This is a genomic window from Phycisphaerae bacterium (genome assembly GCA_028714855.1).
GTDB lineage: Bacteria > Planctomycetota > Phycisphaerae > Sedimentisphaerales > Anaerobacaceae > CAIYOL01.
Genome location: JAQTLP010000001.1, coordinates 1 through 16,488, shown reverse-complemented (window position 1 = coordinate 16,488; position 16,488 = coordinate 1). Strand labels below are relative to the sequence as shown.

General features: G+C 50.6%; 14 protein-coding genes. 8 read left to right on the top strand and 6 right to left on the bottom strand.

Annotated elements, in window-relative coordinates; all coding sequences use genetic code 11:
- Positions 1-13 precede the first annotated feature (13 nt).
- From PHG53_00070 to PHG53_00035, 8 genes are all read left to right on the top strand, one after another.
- Complete coding sequence (locus tag PHG53_00070; GenBank protein MDD5380022.1) at positions 14-1,333, top strand: DUF1015 domain-containing protein; 1,320 nt, start codon at positions 14-16, stop codon at positions 1,331-1,333.
- Positions 1,334-1,356: 23 nt separating this feature from the next.
- Positions 1,357-2,445, top strand: coding sequence for an alanine--glyoxylate aminotransferase family protein (locus PHG53_00065; GenBank protein MDD5380021.1), 1,089 nt, complete (start codon positions 1,357-1,359; stop codon positions 2,443-2,445).
- A gap of 143 nt (positions 2,446-2,588) precedes the next feature.
- Positions 2,589-4,094, top strand: a complete 1,506-nt coding sequence (locus tag PHG53_00060) for a DegQ family serine endoprotease (GenBank protein MDD5380020.1) — start codon at positions 2,589-2,591, stop codon at positions 4,092-4,094.
- A gap of 116 nt (positions 4,095-4,210) precedes the next feature.
- Positions 4,211-5,146, top strand: a complete 936-nt coding sequence (locus PHG53_00055; GenBank protein MDD5380019.1) for a bile acid:sodium symporter family protein — start codon at positions 4,211-4,213, stop codon at positions 5,144-5,146.
- A gap of 151 nt (positions 5,147-5,297) precedes the next feature.
- Positions 5,298-6,299 (top strand): aspartate-semialdehyde dehydrogenase, encoded by a 1,002-nt coding sequence (locus PHG53_00050; GenBank protein MDD5380018.1) that lies wholly within the window; start codon positions 5,298-5,300, stop codon positions 6,297-6,299.
- A 9-nt stretch (positions 6,300-6,308) separates the two neighbouring features.
- Positions 6,309-7,049 (top strand): tRNA pseudouridine(38-40) synthase TruA, encoded by a 741-nt coding sequence (truA, locus tag PHG53_00045; GenBank protein MDD5380017.1) that lies wholly within the window; start codon positions 6,309-6,311, stop codon positions 7,047-7,049.
- Entirely contained in the window at positions 7,050-8,216 is a 1,167-nt protein-coding gene (locus tag PHG53_00040) for a glycosyltransferase family 4 protein (protein ID MDD5380016.1), read from the top strand.
- The gene (locus PHG53_00035) at positions 8,213-8,629 is read left to right on the top strand and encodes a secondary thiamine-phosphate synthase enzyme YjbQ (GenBank protein ID MDD5380015.1); all 417 of its coding nucleotides are present in this window, start codon (positions 8,213-8,215) and stop codon (positions 8,627-8,629) included. Before PHG53_00040 ends, PHG53_00035 begins: the two co-directional genes overlap by 4 nt.
- A gap of 32 nt (positions 8,630-8,661) precedes the next feature.
- Here the strand turns inward: PHG53_00035 and PHG53_00030 are convergent, their stop codons facing one another.
- From PHG53_00030 to PHG53_00005, 6 genes are all read right to left on the bottom strand, one after another.
- Positions 8,662-11,700 carry a hypothetical protein gene (locus PHG53_00030; GenBank protein ID MDD5380014.1) on the bottom strand — a complete coding sequence of 1,013 codons (3,039 nt, stop codon included), beginning with the start codon at positions 11,698-11,700 and terminating at the stop codon, positions 8,662-8,664.
- An 88-nt stretch (positions 11,701-11,788) separates the two neighbouring features.
- The gene (gene frr / locus PHG53_00025) at positions 11,789-12,349 is read right to left on the bottom strand and encodes a ribosome recycling factor (protein MDD5380013.1); all 561 of its coding nucleotides are present in this window, start codon (positions 12,347-12,349) and stop codon (positions 11,789-11,791) included.
- Between the two features lie 43 nt (positions 12,350-12,392).
- The gene (gene pyrH, locus PHG53_00020; GenBank protein MDD5380012.1) at positions 12,393-13,112 is read right to left on the bottom strand and encodes a UMP kinase; all 720 of its coding nucleotides are present in this window, start codon (positions 13,110-13,112) and stop codon (positions 12,393-12,395) included.
- 35 nt (positions 13,113-13,147) lie between these two features.
- Positions 13,148-14,014, bottom strand: coding sequence for a translation elongation factor Ts (gene tsf, locus PHG53_00015; GenBank protein MDD5380011.1), 867 nt, complete (start codon positions 14,012-14,014; stop codon positions 13,148-13,150).
- Between the two features lie 49 nt (positions 14,015-14,063).
- Positions 14,064-14,912 (bottom strand): 30S ribosomal protein S2, encoded by an 849-nt coding sequence (gene rpsB, locus PHG53_00010; protein ID MDD5380010.1) that lies wholly within the window; start codon positions 14,910-14,912, stop codon positions 14,064-14,066.
- Between the two features lie 198 nt (positions 14,913-15,110).
- The gene (locus tag PHG53_00005; protein MDD5380009.1) at positions 15,111-16,073 is read right to left on the bottom strand and encodes an ATP-binding protein; all 963 of its coding nucleotides are present in this window, start codon (positions 16,071-16,073) and stop codon (positions 15,111-15,113) included.
- Positions 16,074-16,488: the final 415 nt, after the last annotated feature.

The following is a 16,488-nucleotide window of genomic DNA, read 5'->3' as shown; positions in this document are numbered from 1 at the left end:
TTCGAAGGCGGTGATGATGAAGCTCAAGCCGTTCAAGGCGTTCAGGTTTGATGCGGTAGCGGTCGGCGATGTGGGTAGCTGTATTTCCCCTCCCTATGATGTCATAAGCCCTGCCCAGCAGCAGGCGCTCTATGAAAAAAGCGAATACAATATCGTGCGCATAATCAAAGGAAAAACATCTCCTTCTGATAACGCCGACAACAACCAATACACAAGGGCCGCAAACTACCTCAACGACTGGATAAAAAAAGGTGCCCTGAAACAGGACCCGGCCGAGACAATCTACGCATACGTTCAGGATTTCCAACTCGCCGGCGTCAAATACAGCCGACCCAGCTTCATCGCTTTGGCCCGCCTCGAGGAATTCGCCCCTAAAGGCTCCATTTACCCGCACGAACAAACTCTCAATGCGCCAAAAACCGACCGGCTTAGTCTTAAAAGAGCTACCGCCTCAGACTTCGGCATGCCCTTTATGCTCTATGAAGACAAACAAAAAATCGCAGACAAAATTATTGAAAAAGCCTCTGCCCAAAAACCGCTTATAGACTTCCTGGATGAGCAAGACGTCCGGCATCGTATTTTTGCTGTAACCGACAAAAAAGACATCGACGCAATCACTAAAATGATGCTCGATAAGAGCAGCATTATTGCCGACGGCCATCACCGTTACGAAACGGCTCTTATCTACTCCAAAGAATCTTCCAACCCCGCGGCCGCTTACCGGATGCTCGCATTCACAAATACCGAAAACGAGGGCGTGGTCGTCCTCGCCACCCACCGCATTGTCAGCAATCTCGAAAATTTCGACGCTGTAAAGTTAATTGCCTCGCTCAAAGAAAACTTCGAAATCACCAAGTATAAATTTGACGCTCGCTCAGGCGACAAGGCTGCCGCCAGACAAAAAATGCTCGCGCAAATGAAGACCGAATACGACAACGACAAGACCGCTTTCGGAATTTACGCCGGAGGCGCCTTCCGCGTGGCAGTCCTGAAAAATAAACAGGCAATGGACTCGGTTGCGCCGAATATGAGCGTCCACTGGAGGTCGCTCGATGTTTCCGTGCTGCACAAGCTCATACTCGAAAAATTATTAGGCATCGGCGAAAAACAGCTTGCGGATGGCTCCCGGTTAGAATATATAAAAGACACTGATACCGCGATTGACGAATCAATCGCCAAAGTTGATTCGGGGCAGAAACAGGCGGCCTTCTTTACAAACCCGGTAAAAATGCAGCAGATAAAACTGGTTACCGCCGCCGGTGAAAAAATGCCCCAGAAATCAACCTATTTTTATCCGAAAATCTTTTCAGGTTTGACTATTAACAAATTATAACCCTCTTTCTATAGGAGAAGTTTATGGTAGATTGGAAAAACCCGCCGAGATTGTTCATACCAGGCCCCGTAAAAGTCAATGACGATGTTTTGCAGCAGCTAGCCCGCCCGACACTGGGCCACCGTGGCAAAGAATACGCCCAGCTGCATTCCGGCACGGTCGATATGCTCAAAAAAATCCTCTTCACTAAACAGAATATCTTCCTGTCCACGTCTTCCGCTTCCGGTATTTGGGAGGCGTCCATCCGCAACTGCGTGGATTTTAACGAGACCGTCCTGTGCTCCTGCTGCGGCGCATTCAGCGATAAATGGGCCGATGTAGTTAGAAGCTGCGGCAGAAAAGCCGATGAAATAAAGGTCGAGTGGGGAAAACCCGTCACGCCGGAAATGATTGATGAGAAACTGGCGACCGGAAAATACGCCGCCGTTACCCTTATGTATAACGAAACAAGCACGGGTCTGATGAATCCCCTTTATGAAGTCAGCAAAATGATGAAGGAAAAATATCCGGATGTCCTCGTATTTGTGGACGCCGTCAGCGCGATGGTAGGCCTGCCTTTACATTTCGATGAGCTCGGCTGGGACGTGGCCTTCGCATCGGTCCAGAAAGCCTTTGCCATTCCGCCGGGACTTGCTGTGGCAGTCGTCAGTAATCGGGCGCTGGAAAAAAGCAAGAAAGTCCCTCAAAGAGGGTATTACTTCGACTTCCAGAGCTTTGCAAAGTCGGCTGAAAAAAATCAGACCCCTACCACCCCGGCTATCCCGCATATTATGGCCCTGAACTATCAGTGCGAAAAGCTGCTCGCCGAAGGTATGGAAAATGTATGGAAAAGGCACAAAGAAATGGGTGACTTCACCAGAAGCTGGGCAAAGAAAAATTTCGCCCTTTTCTGCGAGGAAGAATACGCATCTAACACCCTCACAACGGTAAAAAATACCAAAGGAATCGTTGTGGCTGATATTATAAGTGCCGTCCAGAAAAAGCATAATACCGCCTTCGGAAACGGCTACGGCGACCTCAAGGAAAAGACCTTCAGAATCGCACATATGGGTGATATTACCCTCGACGATGTTAAAGAATTGGTCGGCTGGATTGACGAAGAGCTTGGCTAACGCCATAACCGATTTAACCATCAATAGTTAGGCGAAAAATCACCGGCGCGAACCTGTACGGCAGTAAAACCGTATAGGCTATATCCGTCTAAATTACTGTTTATGGTGAAATGTCAAAATATTTAGAATGTCGGGAGACCAATATGAAAACGATTAATCTCGAGCAGAACAAAGCTTTGTCACTCTATCTAATTTCAGCTTCTCTTATGCTTTTACTCCTCGTTCCGCTCTCGGCTTCTGCTCAGGACCCAAACAGCATCGATACCCTGCGCCAGATGGGTAAGGCCTTCGCTAAAATCTCCGAAAAGACCTCGCCAGCCGTCGTCGGAATAAAAGCCAGCCAAACCATCACACAGCAAATGCCGGACTGGCAATTCAGCGACCCCTTTGATGACGACTTGTTTGAACGTTTCTTCGGCCGTCCATCACCCCGCCAGCGCCAACGCGCCCCCCAGGCCCCTCAAACGCGAAAATTCCAACAAATGGCACAGGGCTCAGGTTTTATTGTCTCCTCTGACGGCTACATACTGACAAACAATCACCTCGTCGGAGAAGCCGAAAAAGTTATGGTCAAACAGGGAAACAACCAGGAGGTCGAGGCGAAAGTTATTGGAACAGATCCAGATTCAGATGTCGCTGTCATAAAAATCGACGGCAATGACCTGCCGTTTCTCGAAATGGCCGACTCCGACAAGCTTGAAGTCGGCGAATGGGTCCTCGCTATCGGAAATCCTTTTGGACTATCGCATACCGTAACCGCAGGCATCGTTAGCGCTAAAGGCAGAAGCGGCTTCCGTCTCGCCGAGTATGAAGATTACATCCAGACCGACGCCGCCATAAACCCGGGAAACTCCGGCGGACCTCTGCTCAATCTTGATGGAAAGGTAGTAGGAATTAATACCGCTATAATCAGCCCGGGCGGCCGCAGCTACTGGGCAGGCAACGTGGGTATCGGTTTTGCCATCCCTATCAATATGGCTAAATCCATTTATAAACAGCTCGTTGAAACCGGCAAAGTCGCCCGCGGCTTCCTTGGCGTCAGCATCCAGGACCTGACTGCCGAAAACGCTCCCTTCTTCGACCTGAAAAAAGACACCAAAGGTGTGCTCGTTCCGGAGGTTTCAAAGGATTCCGCTGCCGAAAAAGCCGGACTAAAGCCAGGCGATGTCATTACCGAGCTTAACGGCAAACCCGTCGAATCAGCAAGAGAATTGCAGGGCCGAGTCTCAGCGATAAAACCAGACACTGATGTGGAATTAACCATACTGCGGGACGGAAAGAAAGAAACTCTGACTGCCAAACTCGGCGAACGTCCGGCAAAGGGACAAGACGCAAAAGGCGGCTCGGAAACTCTTGAAAAATTAGGTCTTGCCGTCCAGGACCTTACCGATGATTTGGCAAAGCAATACGGCTACGAAAGCCTCACTGGAGTTATTGTCACGCAGGTCGAATCAGGGTCAATCGCTCAACTTGCCGGCATCTCGACCGGAGCGCTTATTATGGAAGTCAACAAAAAGCCCGTTGAAGACACGAAATCCTTCAAGCAGGCAATAGAAGATGCCGCTAAAGAAGACGCCGTCCTTCTCCGGATAAGACAGGGACAAGCCACAATGTTCGTTGTGCTTAAACTGCCCAAAGAAAAACAGTAAGTTGCTCTTGTAAGTTTTCCCTTAAACACAAAAAGCCCCGCTCCCGTGCGGGGCTTTTGTTTTAAAGAATATAAATATATTGCCACGCCGAAAATGCAGCGTTAAACTCATAGGTTATGTTCGCCAGGATTTTGTCTTTTTATACAAAGTATTTCGCTGCTTGGGTCATTTTGTTTGGAGCAGTAGCCTACTTCTTCCCTGCGCCTTTCATTGCTTTAAAAAGCTATAACAACCACTTTTTTGCCCTGACAATGTTCGGAATCGGCGCCGTGCTGCAGCTTGAGGATTTCAAGCGAATAGCCAAAAGACCGCTCATCGTCCTCATCGGCACCTGCGCGCAGTTTACTATTATGCCCTTAGGCGCTTTCGTCCTCGCCAAAATTTTCGCCTTCCCGCCCGAAATTGCGGTCGGCTTAGTCCTTACCGGCTCAGCCCCAGGTGCAATGTCAAGCAACGTTATGAGCTACATCGCCAAGGCGGATGTTGCCTATTCGGTCTCGCTGACAACCGTATCCACTTTGCTCTGTCCTTTATTAACGCCGGGCCTGACTTTTCTTTTGGCCCGCTCACAAGTGCCCGTCCCTTTTCTGGATATGGTTCTCAACGTGATTTACATGGTTATTCTGCCCTTGTTTGTCGGCTTCGGCGTCAGACATTTTCTAAAAGAAAAAATGGAAAAGCTCCTGCCGGTCTTCCCCGCCATATCGGTAACCTTCATAATATTTATCTGCTCGCTCGTCATCGCCTTAAATAGAGACTACCTGCCGAAGGTAACAGGCCTGATTCTCGCAGCAGCAATAATACTGAACGTGTACGGAATGCTCACTGGTTACGGGGTGGGCGCCGTCTTTCGTATGAATAAAAACAGAAAACGAACGCTATCCATCGAAATCGGTATGCAAAACGCCGGCTTGGGCTCGGCCCTGGCGCTCAAACATTTCAATGAAAAAGTGGCGATACCCGCCGCCATTTTTGTCTTTATCTGTATTATTACCGCCTCCGTAATGGCCGAAATCTGGCAAAAAACCGCCGATGACCCGGCAGCGCAATAAGCAAAATAAATACCTTATATTAGCCTCCGGCTATTGCTTCATAGCAGTAAAAGTGCTATAATCCCGCTTTATTCACTAATTTGTGGCTTTAACGGGCAGTCGTTTACCTTGGCTGCCCCTTATTATGTGTGCGAAATAGGAGTCTGAAAACATGGCTTGTAATGTAGCTATTGCCGGAGTGACTGGCGCTGTCGGACAGGAATTCCTGAAAATCCTCGAACAGCGGAATTTCCCCTTTACCTCTCTGAAAGTCCTCGCAAGCAGCCGCTCGGCAGGCAAAAAAATCGAATTCAAAGGCAAAGAATACGTCGTCGAGGAAATGACCAAAAACAGCTTCGACCGTATCGATATCGCTCTGTTCAGTGCCGGCGGAGACAGAAGCAAAGAATTCGCCCCAATAGCCGCCCGGGCTGGCGCAGTCGTTGTCGATAACTCCTCCGCCTTCAGAATGGACCCAGACGTCCCTCTGGTCGTACCCGAAATCAACCCGCAGAAAATCGCTGAGCATAAGGGCATCATCGCTAATCCGAACTGCTCGACCATCATCGGAATAGTCCCCGTCTGGCCGTTGCACAAGGCAAACCCCGTCAAAAGAATGGTCGTCAGCACCTACCAGGCTGCCAGCGGAGCGGGTATGTCGGCGATGCTCGAATTGGAAAACCAGTCTCGCGAAATTCTCGCCGGCAAACCGCCGACCATGAAGATTTTCCCGTACCAGATAGCGTTCAACTGCTTTAGCCATAATTCCTCTCTCGAGCCCAACGGCTACAATCAGGAAGAAATGAAAATGGTCAATGAGACCAGGAAAATATTCGACTGCCCCGACATCGCCATCACCTGCACCTGCGTTCGAATCCCGGTCTTGCGAGCCCATTGCGAGAGCATCAATCTTGAATTTACTGACCCCATAACCCCCGACCAGGTCAGGGATCTCCTGAGCACCGCGCCGGGCGTCTCGGTATTGGACGACCGCAAAAACAACCGCTTCCCGATGCCAATCGACGCCACCGACAAGGACAATATCTTCGTCGGCCGAATCCGTCAGGATGAATCCATTCCTGAAAACCGCGGCATTAATCTCTGGGTCGCAGGCGACCAGCTCCGAAAAGGGGCTGCCCTGAACGCTGTCCAAATCGCCGAAAAATTGCTATAATCATCTGCGATGGCGCCTCGCAATATAAAACTGACTCTAAGCTACGATGGTCTCAATTATTCCGGTTGGCAGAATCAGCCGGGCAAAAACACCATCCAGGGTCTGCTCCAGCAATCGCTCGGCGATTTGACCGGCACATTCATAAAAATAAATGGCTGCAGCAGAACTGATGCAGGCGTCAGCGCGCTCGGACAGGTTGCTAATTTCCTCATCGATTCGCCCATACCGACCGGAAATTTCGTCAATGCGCTCAATCACCGCCTCCCGCGGGATATCGTCGTTACCGAAGCCGTTGAAGTCGACAAGGATTTTGACGCCTCCGGCTCAGCTAAGTGCAAGCTGTACCGCTATACAATCTTTACCGGCAAAAACCGAAACGTCCTTAAAACCCGCAATTGCTGGCACAGGCCCAACCCTCTCGATATTGCCGCGATGGATGCCGCCGCTAAAATGCTGCTCGGCACAAAAGACTTCAAATCCTTCGCCTCCGCCGCCGACAAGCGCGACAACTCCGTTCGCACCGTAATGCGATGCGAGGTTGCGCAGGAAGACAAATGGGTTTATATAGATATCGAAGCCGATAGATTTCTGTATAATATGGTCAGAAATATCGTCGGCACCCTCGTCGAAGTAGGCAGGGGCAAATGGAAACCTGAAAAAATAACCGAAATTCTCGACGCGAAAGACCGCAAGGCCGCCGGACCCCTCGCCCCGGCCAGCGGCTTATGCCTTATGTGGATTAAATACTAAATGAAGATAGTTCATATAATCACAAGGCTCATATTAGGTGGCGCGCAGGAAAATACGCTGATTACCTGCAAGCTGCTCGCCCAGCGTGGCCATGATGTCACCCTAATCACAGGCCCTGCTTTGGGCCCTGAAGGCGAGCTCTTCGAACAAACCAGAAACCAAAGCTATAAAACAATCGTGATAGATTCGTTGCGCCGCCAGATTAACCCGTTTCACGATGTCCCTGCCTATATGGCTATAAAAAAACTCCTGAAAGAAATCCAGCCCGATATCGTCCACACCCACTCCGCCAAGGCAGGTATCCTCGGCCGCTTCGCAGCGCACCGCTTACGCAATACGAAAATCGTCCACACAATCCACGGCCTCGCTTTTCACCCGTATCAAAATGATCTGATAAATAAATTCTACATCGCCGTCGAAAAATCAGCCGCCAAACGCACCGATTTCTTCATCAGCGTCGCCAACGCGATGACCGCGCAGGCCTTCGCCGCTGGCATCGGCCGACCCGAACAGTTTACCACTGCCTATTCAGCTATCGAAGAGGACGATTTCCTCCAGCCAGTCTCTGAAAAACTCAGAAGAGTATTCCGCCTTAAATACGGTATCGCCGAAGATGCCGTCGTCCTTGTCACCATCGCGCGACTGTTTATGCTCAAAGGCCACGACTATATTATCGAATCAGCTAAAACCCTCTCGCAAAAATACAAAAACGCCGTCTGGCTCTTCGTCGGCGACGGCAACCTGTCAGAACGCTACAAAGAACAAGTTCGCCAGTTAGGCCTTTCTGAAAAAATCAAATTCACAGGCCTTCTCCCCCCGCACCAAATCCCCCTCGCCATCGCCTCCTCGGATATCCTCGTCCACTGCTCTCTGCGGGAAGGCCTTGCCCGCACGCTGCCTCAGGCGCTTGCTTCAGGCAAACCCGCCGTCTCTTTCGACGTCGACGGCGCTCGCGAAGTCGTGAATGAAAACACAGGCCGCCTCATCGAACCGAAAAATGTCGAGCAATTAACAAACGCCTGTGCGGAATTGATAAAAGATAAAAATCTGAGAGACTCGCTCGGCAAAGCCGGCCGCGAATCCGTAAAAGAAAAATTCGCTCCAAACACTATGGTCAACACCATCGAATCCGTCTATCGAAAACTGCTGAAGGAAAAAGCGATATGAAAAGCTTTAGAAAAGAATTGTGGTTTAACACAAAAACAAGACGCCAGCTTATTAACATTACGCCGCAGGTCGAACAGTGCCTCGAAGAAAGCGGCATCAAAGACGGCCTGTGCCTCGTCAACGCCATGCACATCACCGCAAGCGTATTCATCAACGATGATGAGCCCGGCCTGCATCACGACTTCGAATCCTGGCTTGAAAAACTCGCCCCCGAAAAACCCTATTCGCAATATCAGCACAATGGCGCCGAAGACAACGCCGACGCCCATCTAAAAAGGACAATTATGGGCAGAGACATCGTCGCCGCCGTAACTAATGGAAAGCTCGATTTCGGCCCCTGGGAGCAAATCTTCTACGGCGAATTCGACGGCAAACGCAAAAAACGTGCGCTGGTAAAAATCATCGGCCAATAATATGTTGATGGAAACTCACAATAAATAGTCGATTATTTCTTCTTGTTTTTAAAAAGTTCTTCCAAACCTTTATTTATCAGCTCTTCCACCGGCAGCTCCTGTTGCGGCTGTGTCTGGCCGGCCTGTGGCTGCCCCTCACGTCCGCTGCTGAGCAGTTGCTGCTGAAGAATCAGCTGCGCCATTTTGATAGCGTCTATTTCGGGTTTATCCTTTGTACCCTTCAATGCAATGCCGCCCAGCCCCGGCAAAGTCATTGTTATATTCATCTTATTGCCAGGCCCCATTTGACCGCCGAATATCAGCGACATATCGCCAAGATCTATCTGCATTTTGTCATAGCTAAGAACGCCATGCCTCATTACAAACTGGCTTGGACGCAGTGCCATGCCGCTGCTCATGTCCCTTTTAAGTGCTATTGCCAATACCTGCAGCAGAGGCGATTGCAGGTTAAGGTTCATTATCGAAATGGTCGCGTCGATCCTCGTATCGTTTTCCGTACCGCCGCTAAGAGGGATCGCCAGCTCACGACATTCTAAATTGGCAACACCCTGAGCATTGCGAGAGTTTGCAAATATCGGATTTACATTCTTGAGCAGCGCCGCCGCCACACGGTCATTGATCTGCACATCCTTTACAATATTCATTGGTTGCGTGATCATCAAGAGCGTGGGCTTTTGACTGAAATCCGCGTTTGCGCCAAAATTAAGCGTGCCGTTGTTTGCGGTTGCTGAAAACGGCGGGATCATCAACTTGCCTTTGTCGATATTTACGGCCATTTCCGTTGCGCCGATTTGCAGACCCATATATTCAGCGCTGTCAAAACCGAGCTTGGCCGAACCAGTCATATTGGCAAGCATTTTGTCAGGGTCGTTCGTCGGCCACTGCGAATTGAATGTTATTGTGTCCTTGCGTTTGCCGCTCATTTGCAGGCCGGCGGGCAGAAAAGGAGCTGCAATTGTGCTGACCGCCGCCCAATCGTATTCGCACTCGGCCCGGCTTTCCACTTTCGTTTTCTCGCCTTCATTTGTCTTGCTGAACGCCCCGCGAACTTTTATCTGGTCGCTCTCTATCTGAAACTTCTTAACGATTATAGTTTTCTCCGCCGAATCTGCCTCCGCGTCAAAAACCGCTGAGACCTCTCTTTGCTCAAAAGGCGCCTTCCCTGGATAATTGACCCTCAAATTCTTAATCTGAATCCCCTCTGTCGTAACGAAATATTTGTCATTCTTCGAACGAACCGCTGCTTGACCTCCGGCAATTCCCGATAACTGCATCTCTCTCGGAAAATCCGCCAGCAAAACCGCAAACGGCTGCGCCTTTTGCAAATCGATATCCTTTGCGGAAACGTCAAGCTTCATCTCTCCCTTATTTTCTTTCCCTAACGGCAGAATAGTATCCTTTATATTTACCTCGCCCAGGCTCGCCTTTGCTTTTACAAAATCAACATCGAGAATATTTTCCTTGCGCTCGACCGCAGCGGAAAAATCTATCGCCGCCGCCGGCTCAAAGGCGCTCACCCCTTCCGCCGAGCTTAGCCGAAAATTCTTAACCGTCGATGAACCCGCTGCCGAAATTTTGTCTTCCTTGACAGCCACTTCACCTTGCCCGGAAAGCTCGCCTGCTATTCCGTATCCTTTGGTATCCACGAATTGCCCTAACTCCGCCTGTAATCTCGCCAAATCAATATCACCGTGATACCTGAACGCCTGTGTTGTGCCGCTGCAATTGACTTTGGCAAACGCCGAAGACAAATCTAATTTGTCGAATTTCACCCCGTCCTTTTCCGATGTTATTTCCGCCTCTACCCGCACCGGCTGCGACAAAGCTATTGCCTTCCCGCCGACCATCCCCGCCAGTCCTTCAAGATTTGACTGCCCCTTTATTTTCCTTTCTCCGTCTTCCATCAGCGTTTCAATGTCACCACTTAACACCCCGGAAGTTACATTTGTCCCCTCCTTAAGCTTAAGCACCCCCGGCATCTGGGCTGAAAGCTGCGCCATATCTACTTCAAAACGTCCGCTCAAGCTCGAATCTGTCTTCAAAAACTCATCCAGCGAACCTGCCGTCGTGGGGATAACGCCGTGTCCCTCTGCCGCAAGCCAGTCCGATTTAATATCGAAGCTCTCTATATTTATCATGTCCTTGGCTCGCGCCAACTTCACGTTTACGCCCAATTGACTTGTCTTAATTCGCCCGCCCGTCAATTTAACGGTGTTGACGTCTAAATCTTTCCCATTAATCTCCGCTTTCATCTTTTCAAGCTGACCATTGCTGATTTCGCCCGCTATATTGCCGGAAATGTTTCCCTCGGCCTCGACATCTATCCCGCCCATCGCAAAAAGCAGCGACAAAGACCCGAGCTCCAAATCATTGACCTCGACGGTAACTTCTCCGCTGGTCCCTTCCCATCGCCACCCTCGCCCGGGAACTATGCGCCCGTTTGCGGCAATCTTCGATTCTCTGCCGCCGTCAACAACAGTCATATCTACATCGAAATCCGTTTGCTCTCTCGGCCCCTGCAAATTTAACCGCGAGTTTATCTGTGAAAGCTCAACCGTCTCTGACTTTGCATCTGTCACTTTCAAGTCGCCATCCTTGACAATCATCTCGACTCTTTTGATTGGCAGACCAGCCGACCGCGACTTCTCTTCCTGTTTGGGACGCTGCGGCTTTTGCACCTGAGGACGGGCAAGATTCACTTCTACCCTCGGCTCTAATACCTCTGTCTTACCCAGCGACAAACCCCCGGTCAAAATAGAGCCGTAATGCGGCTTCGTTGTGATTTGCTTGACCCGAACGGAAATCCGCCCCGCGCTGTCGTCAAAGCCTATGTCCGTGACCATTACCCCGCTCCACCAGCCCATTGTAAGACCGGCAAAATCCATCTTTCCGTCAATCGAGCTGTTGATTCTGGCCAATATCATCTTCCGCCCCTTCTCCGATGACACAAACCACGGCAACGCAAGAACAGCAAGCACGATAACGAAAACTGCAAGTGCCGCTGCCCGCCTGAGTATCTTTTTCTTTGTTTTCTTCTTTGGCTCCGATTTGACGGCTTCTTCTGCGCTCATCTGCTTATTCCCCAAAAGTATTTTGTCCCCGCACAAAAATATAAGATGTAAAAATGCAGGATGCTCCCGCCTGATGCGGCTCTCGGAATTAATCGAGCATTATCTCGTCCGATTTGTGTTTGACTACCGAATCAACTTTGTCGATGCACTCTTTGGTGATATCGTCCATTTGCTTCTTGCCGTGCTGCAGGTCGTCTTCGGTAATGGTCTTGTCTTTCTGCTGCTTTTCGAGATGCTTGATTGCGTCTCTACGGATATTGCGAACGCTGATCTTCGCCTGCTCGCCCATCTGCTTGACCTGTGTAACAAGGTCCCTTCTTCTCTCCTCGTTAAGAGGCGGAATAGCCAGCCTTATCAGCCCTCTGTCCACAATAGGTGCAAGGCTCAAATCGCTGTTCTTGATTGCCTTTTCTATCTCCTTGACCGAACCCGGGTCGAATGGCTTAATCAAAATCATATCGTGCTGCGGTGTCGACAAAGCAGCTATTGTTTTAATCGGGGTCGGCGTCCCGTAATAATCGGCCCTTATATTCTCAACCAGACCCGTCGAAGCCCTGCCGGTCCGAACGGCTTTTAACTCGTCGGCCAAAACCTCGATCGCTTTGTTCATCTTGGATTTGTTTTCCTCGACAATTCCTTTAGTAGGCATCTTCCACACCTCGCATCTTAGATCAAGTCTTCCGGATCCCGATTTACGAACCGATACAGGTGCCAACCTGCTCGCCGCAAATGGCCTTCGTTATATTGCCCTCTTTGAAAATATTCAGAACAACTATCGATATATCGTTGTCCATACAGAGACTTATCGCCGAGTGGTCCATCACTCGCAAATTTTTCTTCAGCACGTCAGTGTAAGATAATTTCTTAAACAGCTTCGCCTTCGGATTTTTCACAGGGTCGTCGCTGAAGACGCCGTCAACCTTGGTCGCCTTAATCAGCACATCCGCCTCAAGCTCCGATGCCCTCAAAGCCGCGCACGTATCGGTCGTAAAAAATGGGTTTCCGGTTCCGCCGGCTAATATCGCTACTCTTCCCTGCTCGAGATGATGAAGCGCGCGTCTTCGGATAAACGGCTCACACATCGCCGCAACTTCTATAGCGCTGAGCACCCTCGTTGGCTGTCCCAGCTTTTCAAGCGTCTCCTGCAGTGCGCAGGCGTTTATAATTGTGGCAAGCATCCCCATATAATCTGCCGTGTTTCTCGGTATGCCGCTGACCTCTGAAAAGCTCTCTCCTCGCAGAAAGTTGCCCGCCCCGACTACAACTGCCACCTCTGGCCCGATTTTGCAAATCTCCGCGATTCTCTTGGCGATTGACTCCAGCGCGTCCCCGTCTATCCCGAATTCCCCCTGCTTGCAAAAGCTTTGGCCCGAAAGCTTCAACAACACCCGTTTATATTTGCTCTTGCCCATCTTCTAAACGCTATACGCCGTCCGTGGTCTGTCCGTTATCCGATTTCAAACCGCACAAATCTCTTTATCTTCGCCGTTCCGCCCGATTGTTTGGCCGCCTCTTCCAAAACCGCTGCTACGGTCTTACTGTCGTCTTTGACAAACTGCTGCGCAACAAGGCAGTTCTCGGCAAAGAATTTATTCATCTTGCCTTCGACAATTTTATCGATGATATTCGCGGGCTTGTTCTTAATCTGCTCGGCGAAAATGGATTTCTCCCTTTCGATTGTCTCTGCGCTGATGCCGCTCTTGTCCAGTGACAGCGGCTTCGTCGCGGTAACATGCATCGCTATATCTGCCCCCGTCTGCTTCATCGCGGCTCCGGATGCTGTTTTCTCGTCGCCGGTCTCTATCTGCACCATCGTGCCGACCTTGCCGTTGAAGTGTATGTACGTGCTTATAAGCCCGGGACCTTCGAGCTTGTATTTCGCAAAATCGCCGACCGTAATTTTCTCCCCCGTCTTACTGACTATCTCGGTCACAATATCGCTGAGCTTCTTGCCGCCGACAGATGTCCCCAAAAGATTCTCCACCCCTTCGTCCGCCGGGCATGCCAGGGCGTAATCGCCCAGCGCCGCCGCGGCCGCCGCAAAATCATCGCTCTTGGTCACAAAATCCGTCTCACAACATAGTGTCGCCATCGCTGAGACCTTGCCGTCATTGCTGGCCTTGCCGACAACTAATCCTTCCGTTGTCTCCCGCTCGGCACGCTTCGCCAGCGTCGCAAGACCTTTCTTTCTCAGTATATCTATCGCCTTTTCTATGTCCCCGTTCGATTCCTCGAGGGCCTTCTTGCAGTCCATCATCCCCTGACCGCTCATCTTACGCAGTTTAACTACCGTTGCAGCTGAAATTTCCGCCATCTTTAAAAACTCCCGTGCTTTTGACTTGTGCACTTATACTCTTGTGCTCTTATTCTGACTGCCCGGACTCTGCCTGTTCCTTCGGTGCTTGCTCCGGCGACTGGCTCGCTTCACCGGCTGAAACAGGTGCTGCCTCTGCCGCATCCGCGCGGGCCAGCGCAGGCCTTCTCGAACGTGCTCGCTTCGGATGTGGCCCGGCCTCTGGCCTCGTTGAAACCATCGTCTTGCCGATTGCCACTGCGTCCGCAAGCTCGTTTAGTATCAAATCTATCGCCCGCATCGAATCGTCGTTCGCCGGAATCGCAACGTCAACCGTATCAGGGTTCGCGTCTGTATCGATAACTCCTATTGTTGTAACGCCAAGCTTCTTGGCTTCGTGCAGGGCAAGGTATTCCTTCGTCGCATCGACCACCACAACCGCGCCGGGCAGTCTCGTCATATCGCGGATGCCGCCCAGGTTGCTTCTCAGCTTCCGCAGCTCGCGCTTCAGCCGCGATGCCATCTTCTTGCTTTCCGCTTCAAGCGTCCCGTCTTCCTGCATAGCTTCTAATTGCTGCAGTTTTTGAAGTTGAGACCGGATTGTCCGAAAGTTTGTAAGCGTCCCCCCAAGCCATCGCTCGGACACAAAGTGCATCCCGCACTTGCCCGCAGCGCCTTCGACGACCTTTTGGGCCTGACGCTTCGTCCCAACAAATACAACGTCCTTCCCGGAAGATACTATCTCGGCGAGCAGCTTCTTGGCTATCAGTATCCCAGCCAAAGTCTTCTTAACATCTATAATATGGATATTGCCGCGCTTGGCAAAAATAAATGGGGCCATCTTCGGGTTCCATCGGCTCACCCCATGCCCGAAATGCACCCCTGCGTTTATCAGTTCACGTGCCAGCTCTTTTGCCACAAAATACCTCCAAACTCTTCTTTTCTTGATTACTCTGCCTTCTCAAAGGCAGTCGAACAACGGAAATTAACGTAAATGGCTCTCTGTGTCAAGAGTTTTTGCTAAATTCCAATATTTAGCTCTTCCGCAAAAACCGCCCGAAATACCCAAAAATCGTAGGTTCCCCCCTTTTTTCAACACCTAATCGCCGAAAAGACCTCAGACCGCTTCGATTGTGGATGGCGGCTTGGCAGCTATATTATATGTAACGCTCACGACCCCGGGCACATCACGGATAATCTCCTCCGATAGTCTTTCGAGCATTTCGAAAGGCAGCCGTGTCGGCGTTGCAGTCCTCGCATCGACGCTGTCCCAGCACCGTACCTCTATCTGCTGACCAAAATCACGCTTGCCGTCCCGCATACCCGTCACGCGGTCTTTATGCAATATCGCCATATATTGAAATGCGCCGCTGTCTCCGAGCAGCCGCTCGACAACAACCGTCGCCGCGCGCACCGTCTCAATTCGCTCGCGGGTCACCTCGCCTATCACCCTCGCCGCAAGTGCCGGCCCGGGAAACGGAATCCTCGCGAATAGTTCCAACGGCAGTCCCAGCGCCTGCCCGACTTTTCTCACGCCGTCCTTGCGAAGCTGAATTAATGGCTCAATAATCCGGTAGCCGAACGCCTCCTGCGGGTCAATCCCTAATTGCTCGAAGACGTTGTGCTGCCGTTTTACCCCCGCTACCGTCTCGTCGACGTCCGTCAGAATTGTCCCCTGCAGAAGATACTTCGCCTCGTTTCCCCTGACAATCCGTCCGAATACGCTTTTGTAGAATGTCTGTGTAATGGCTTCCCGTTTCTCTTCCGGGTCGTCGATTTCCTTCAGCGCCGTAAAGAACTCCTTGCGTGCATCGACCACTTCCACCTTAACGCCGAGCTTTCGGAAAAATCCAACCACCTGTTCGCTCTCCCCGGCTCGCATCAGCCCGTTTTCGATAAAGACTGTTTTCAGACGTTCGCCCAGCGCACGATGCCCCAGCATTGTAACCGTTGATGAATCTACCCCTCCCGATAGCGCGTTGATGGCTGTTCCCTTCCCAACGGCCTCTTTAATCTCTTTGACCTTCTCTCCAATGAAGCTTTTTACATCGAGTTTCTCTTTGGTAATTTCCGTAATCATCCTGCGTCCTCCTTGTTTATCTGACTAATCTTTTTCACTGATTCACTTTCCGCATAATATAAAAAAACAAGCCCCGCTTTGCCAGAACTTTTCTTTTCCATTCTCCCAAACCGCGAAAACATCAATGCAATTGACGCGAAGTGTCATCCCGACCAAAGTGGAGGGGCCTATTATAAACATCCCCCGCAATTTATTGCGGATTCCTTATTGTTTAGCCCCTTCCTCGCATACTCCCTTTTTTTAACTGCGACGCTTTGCGTCGCTTCCGTATTGGTTAGCCCCCAGCTCCCAACTTTTTGCATCTAAGCGGTTTTGGCGACATGGTCAAGTCTCCATAAATGGTAAAGAATCATTTTTCCTCGGACCCAAAGTCTGACCCTAAATAGTGTTCTGACCCAATGGGGCAACGGCTTCA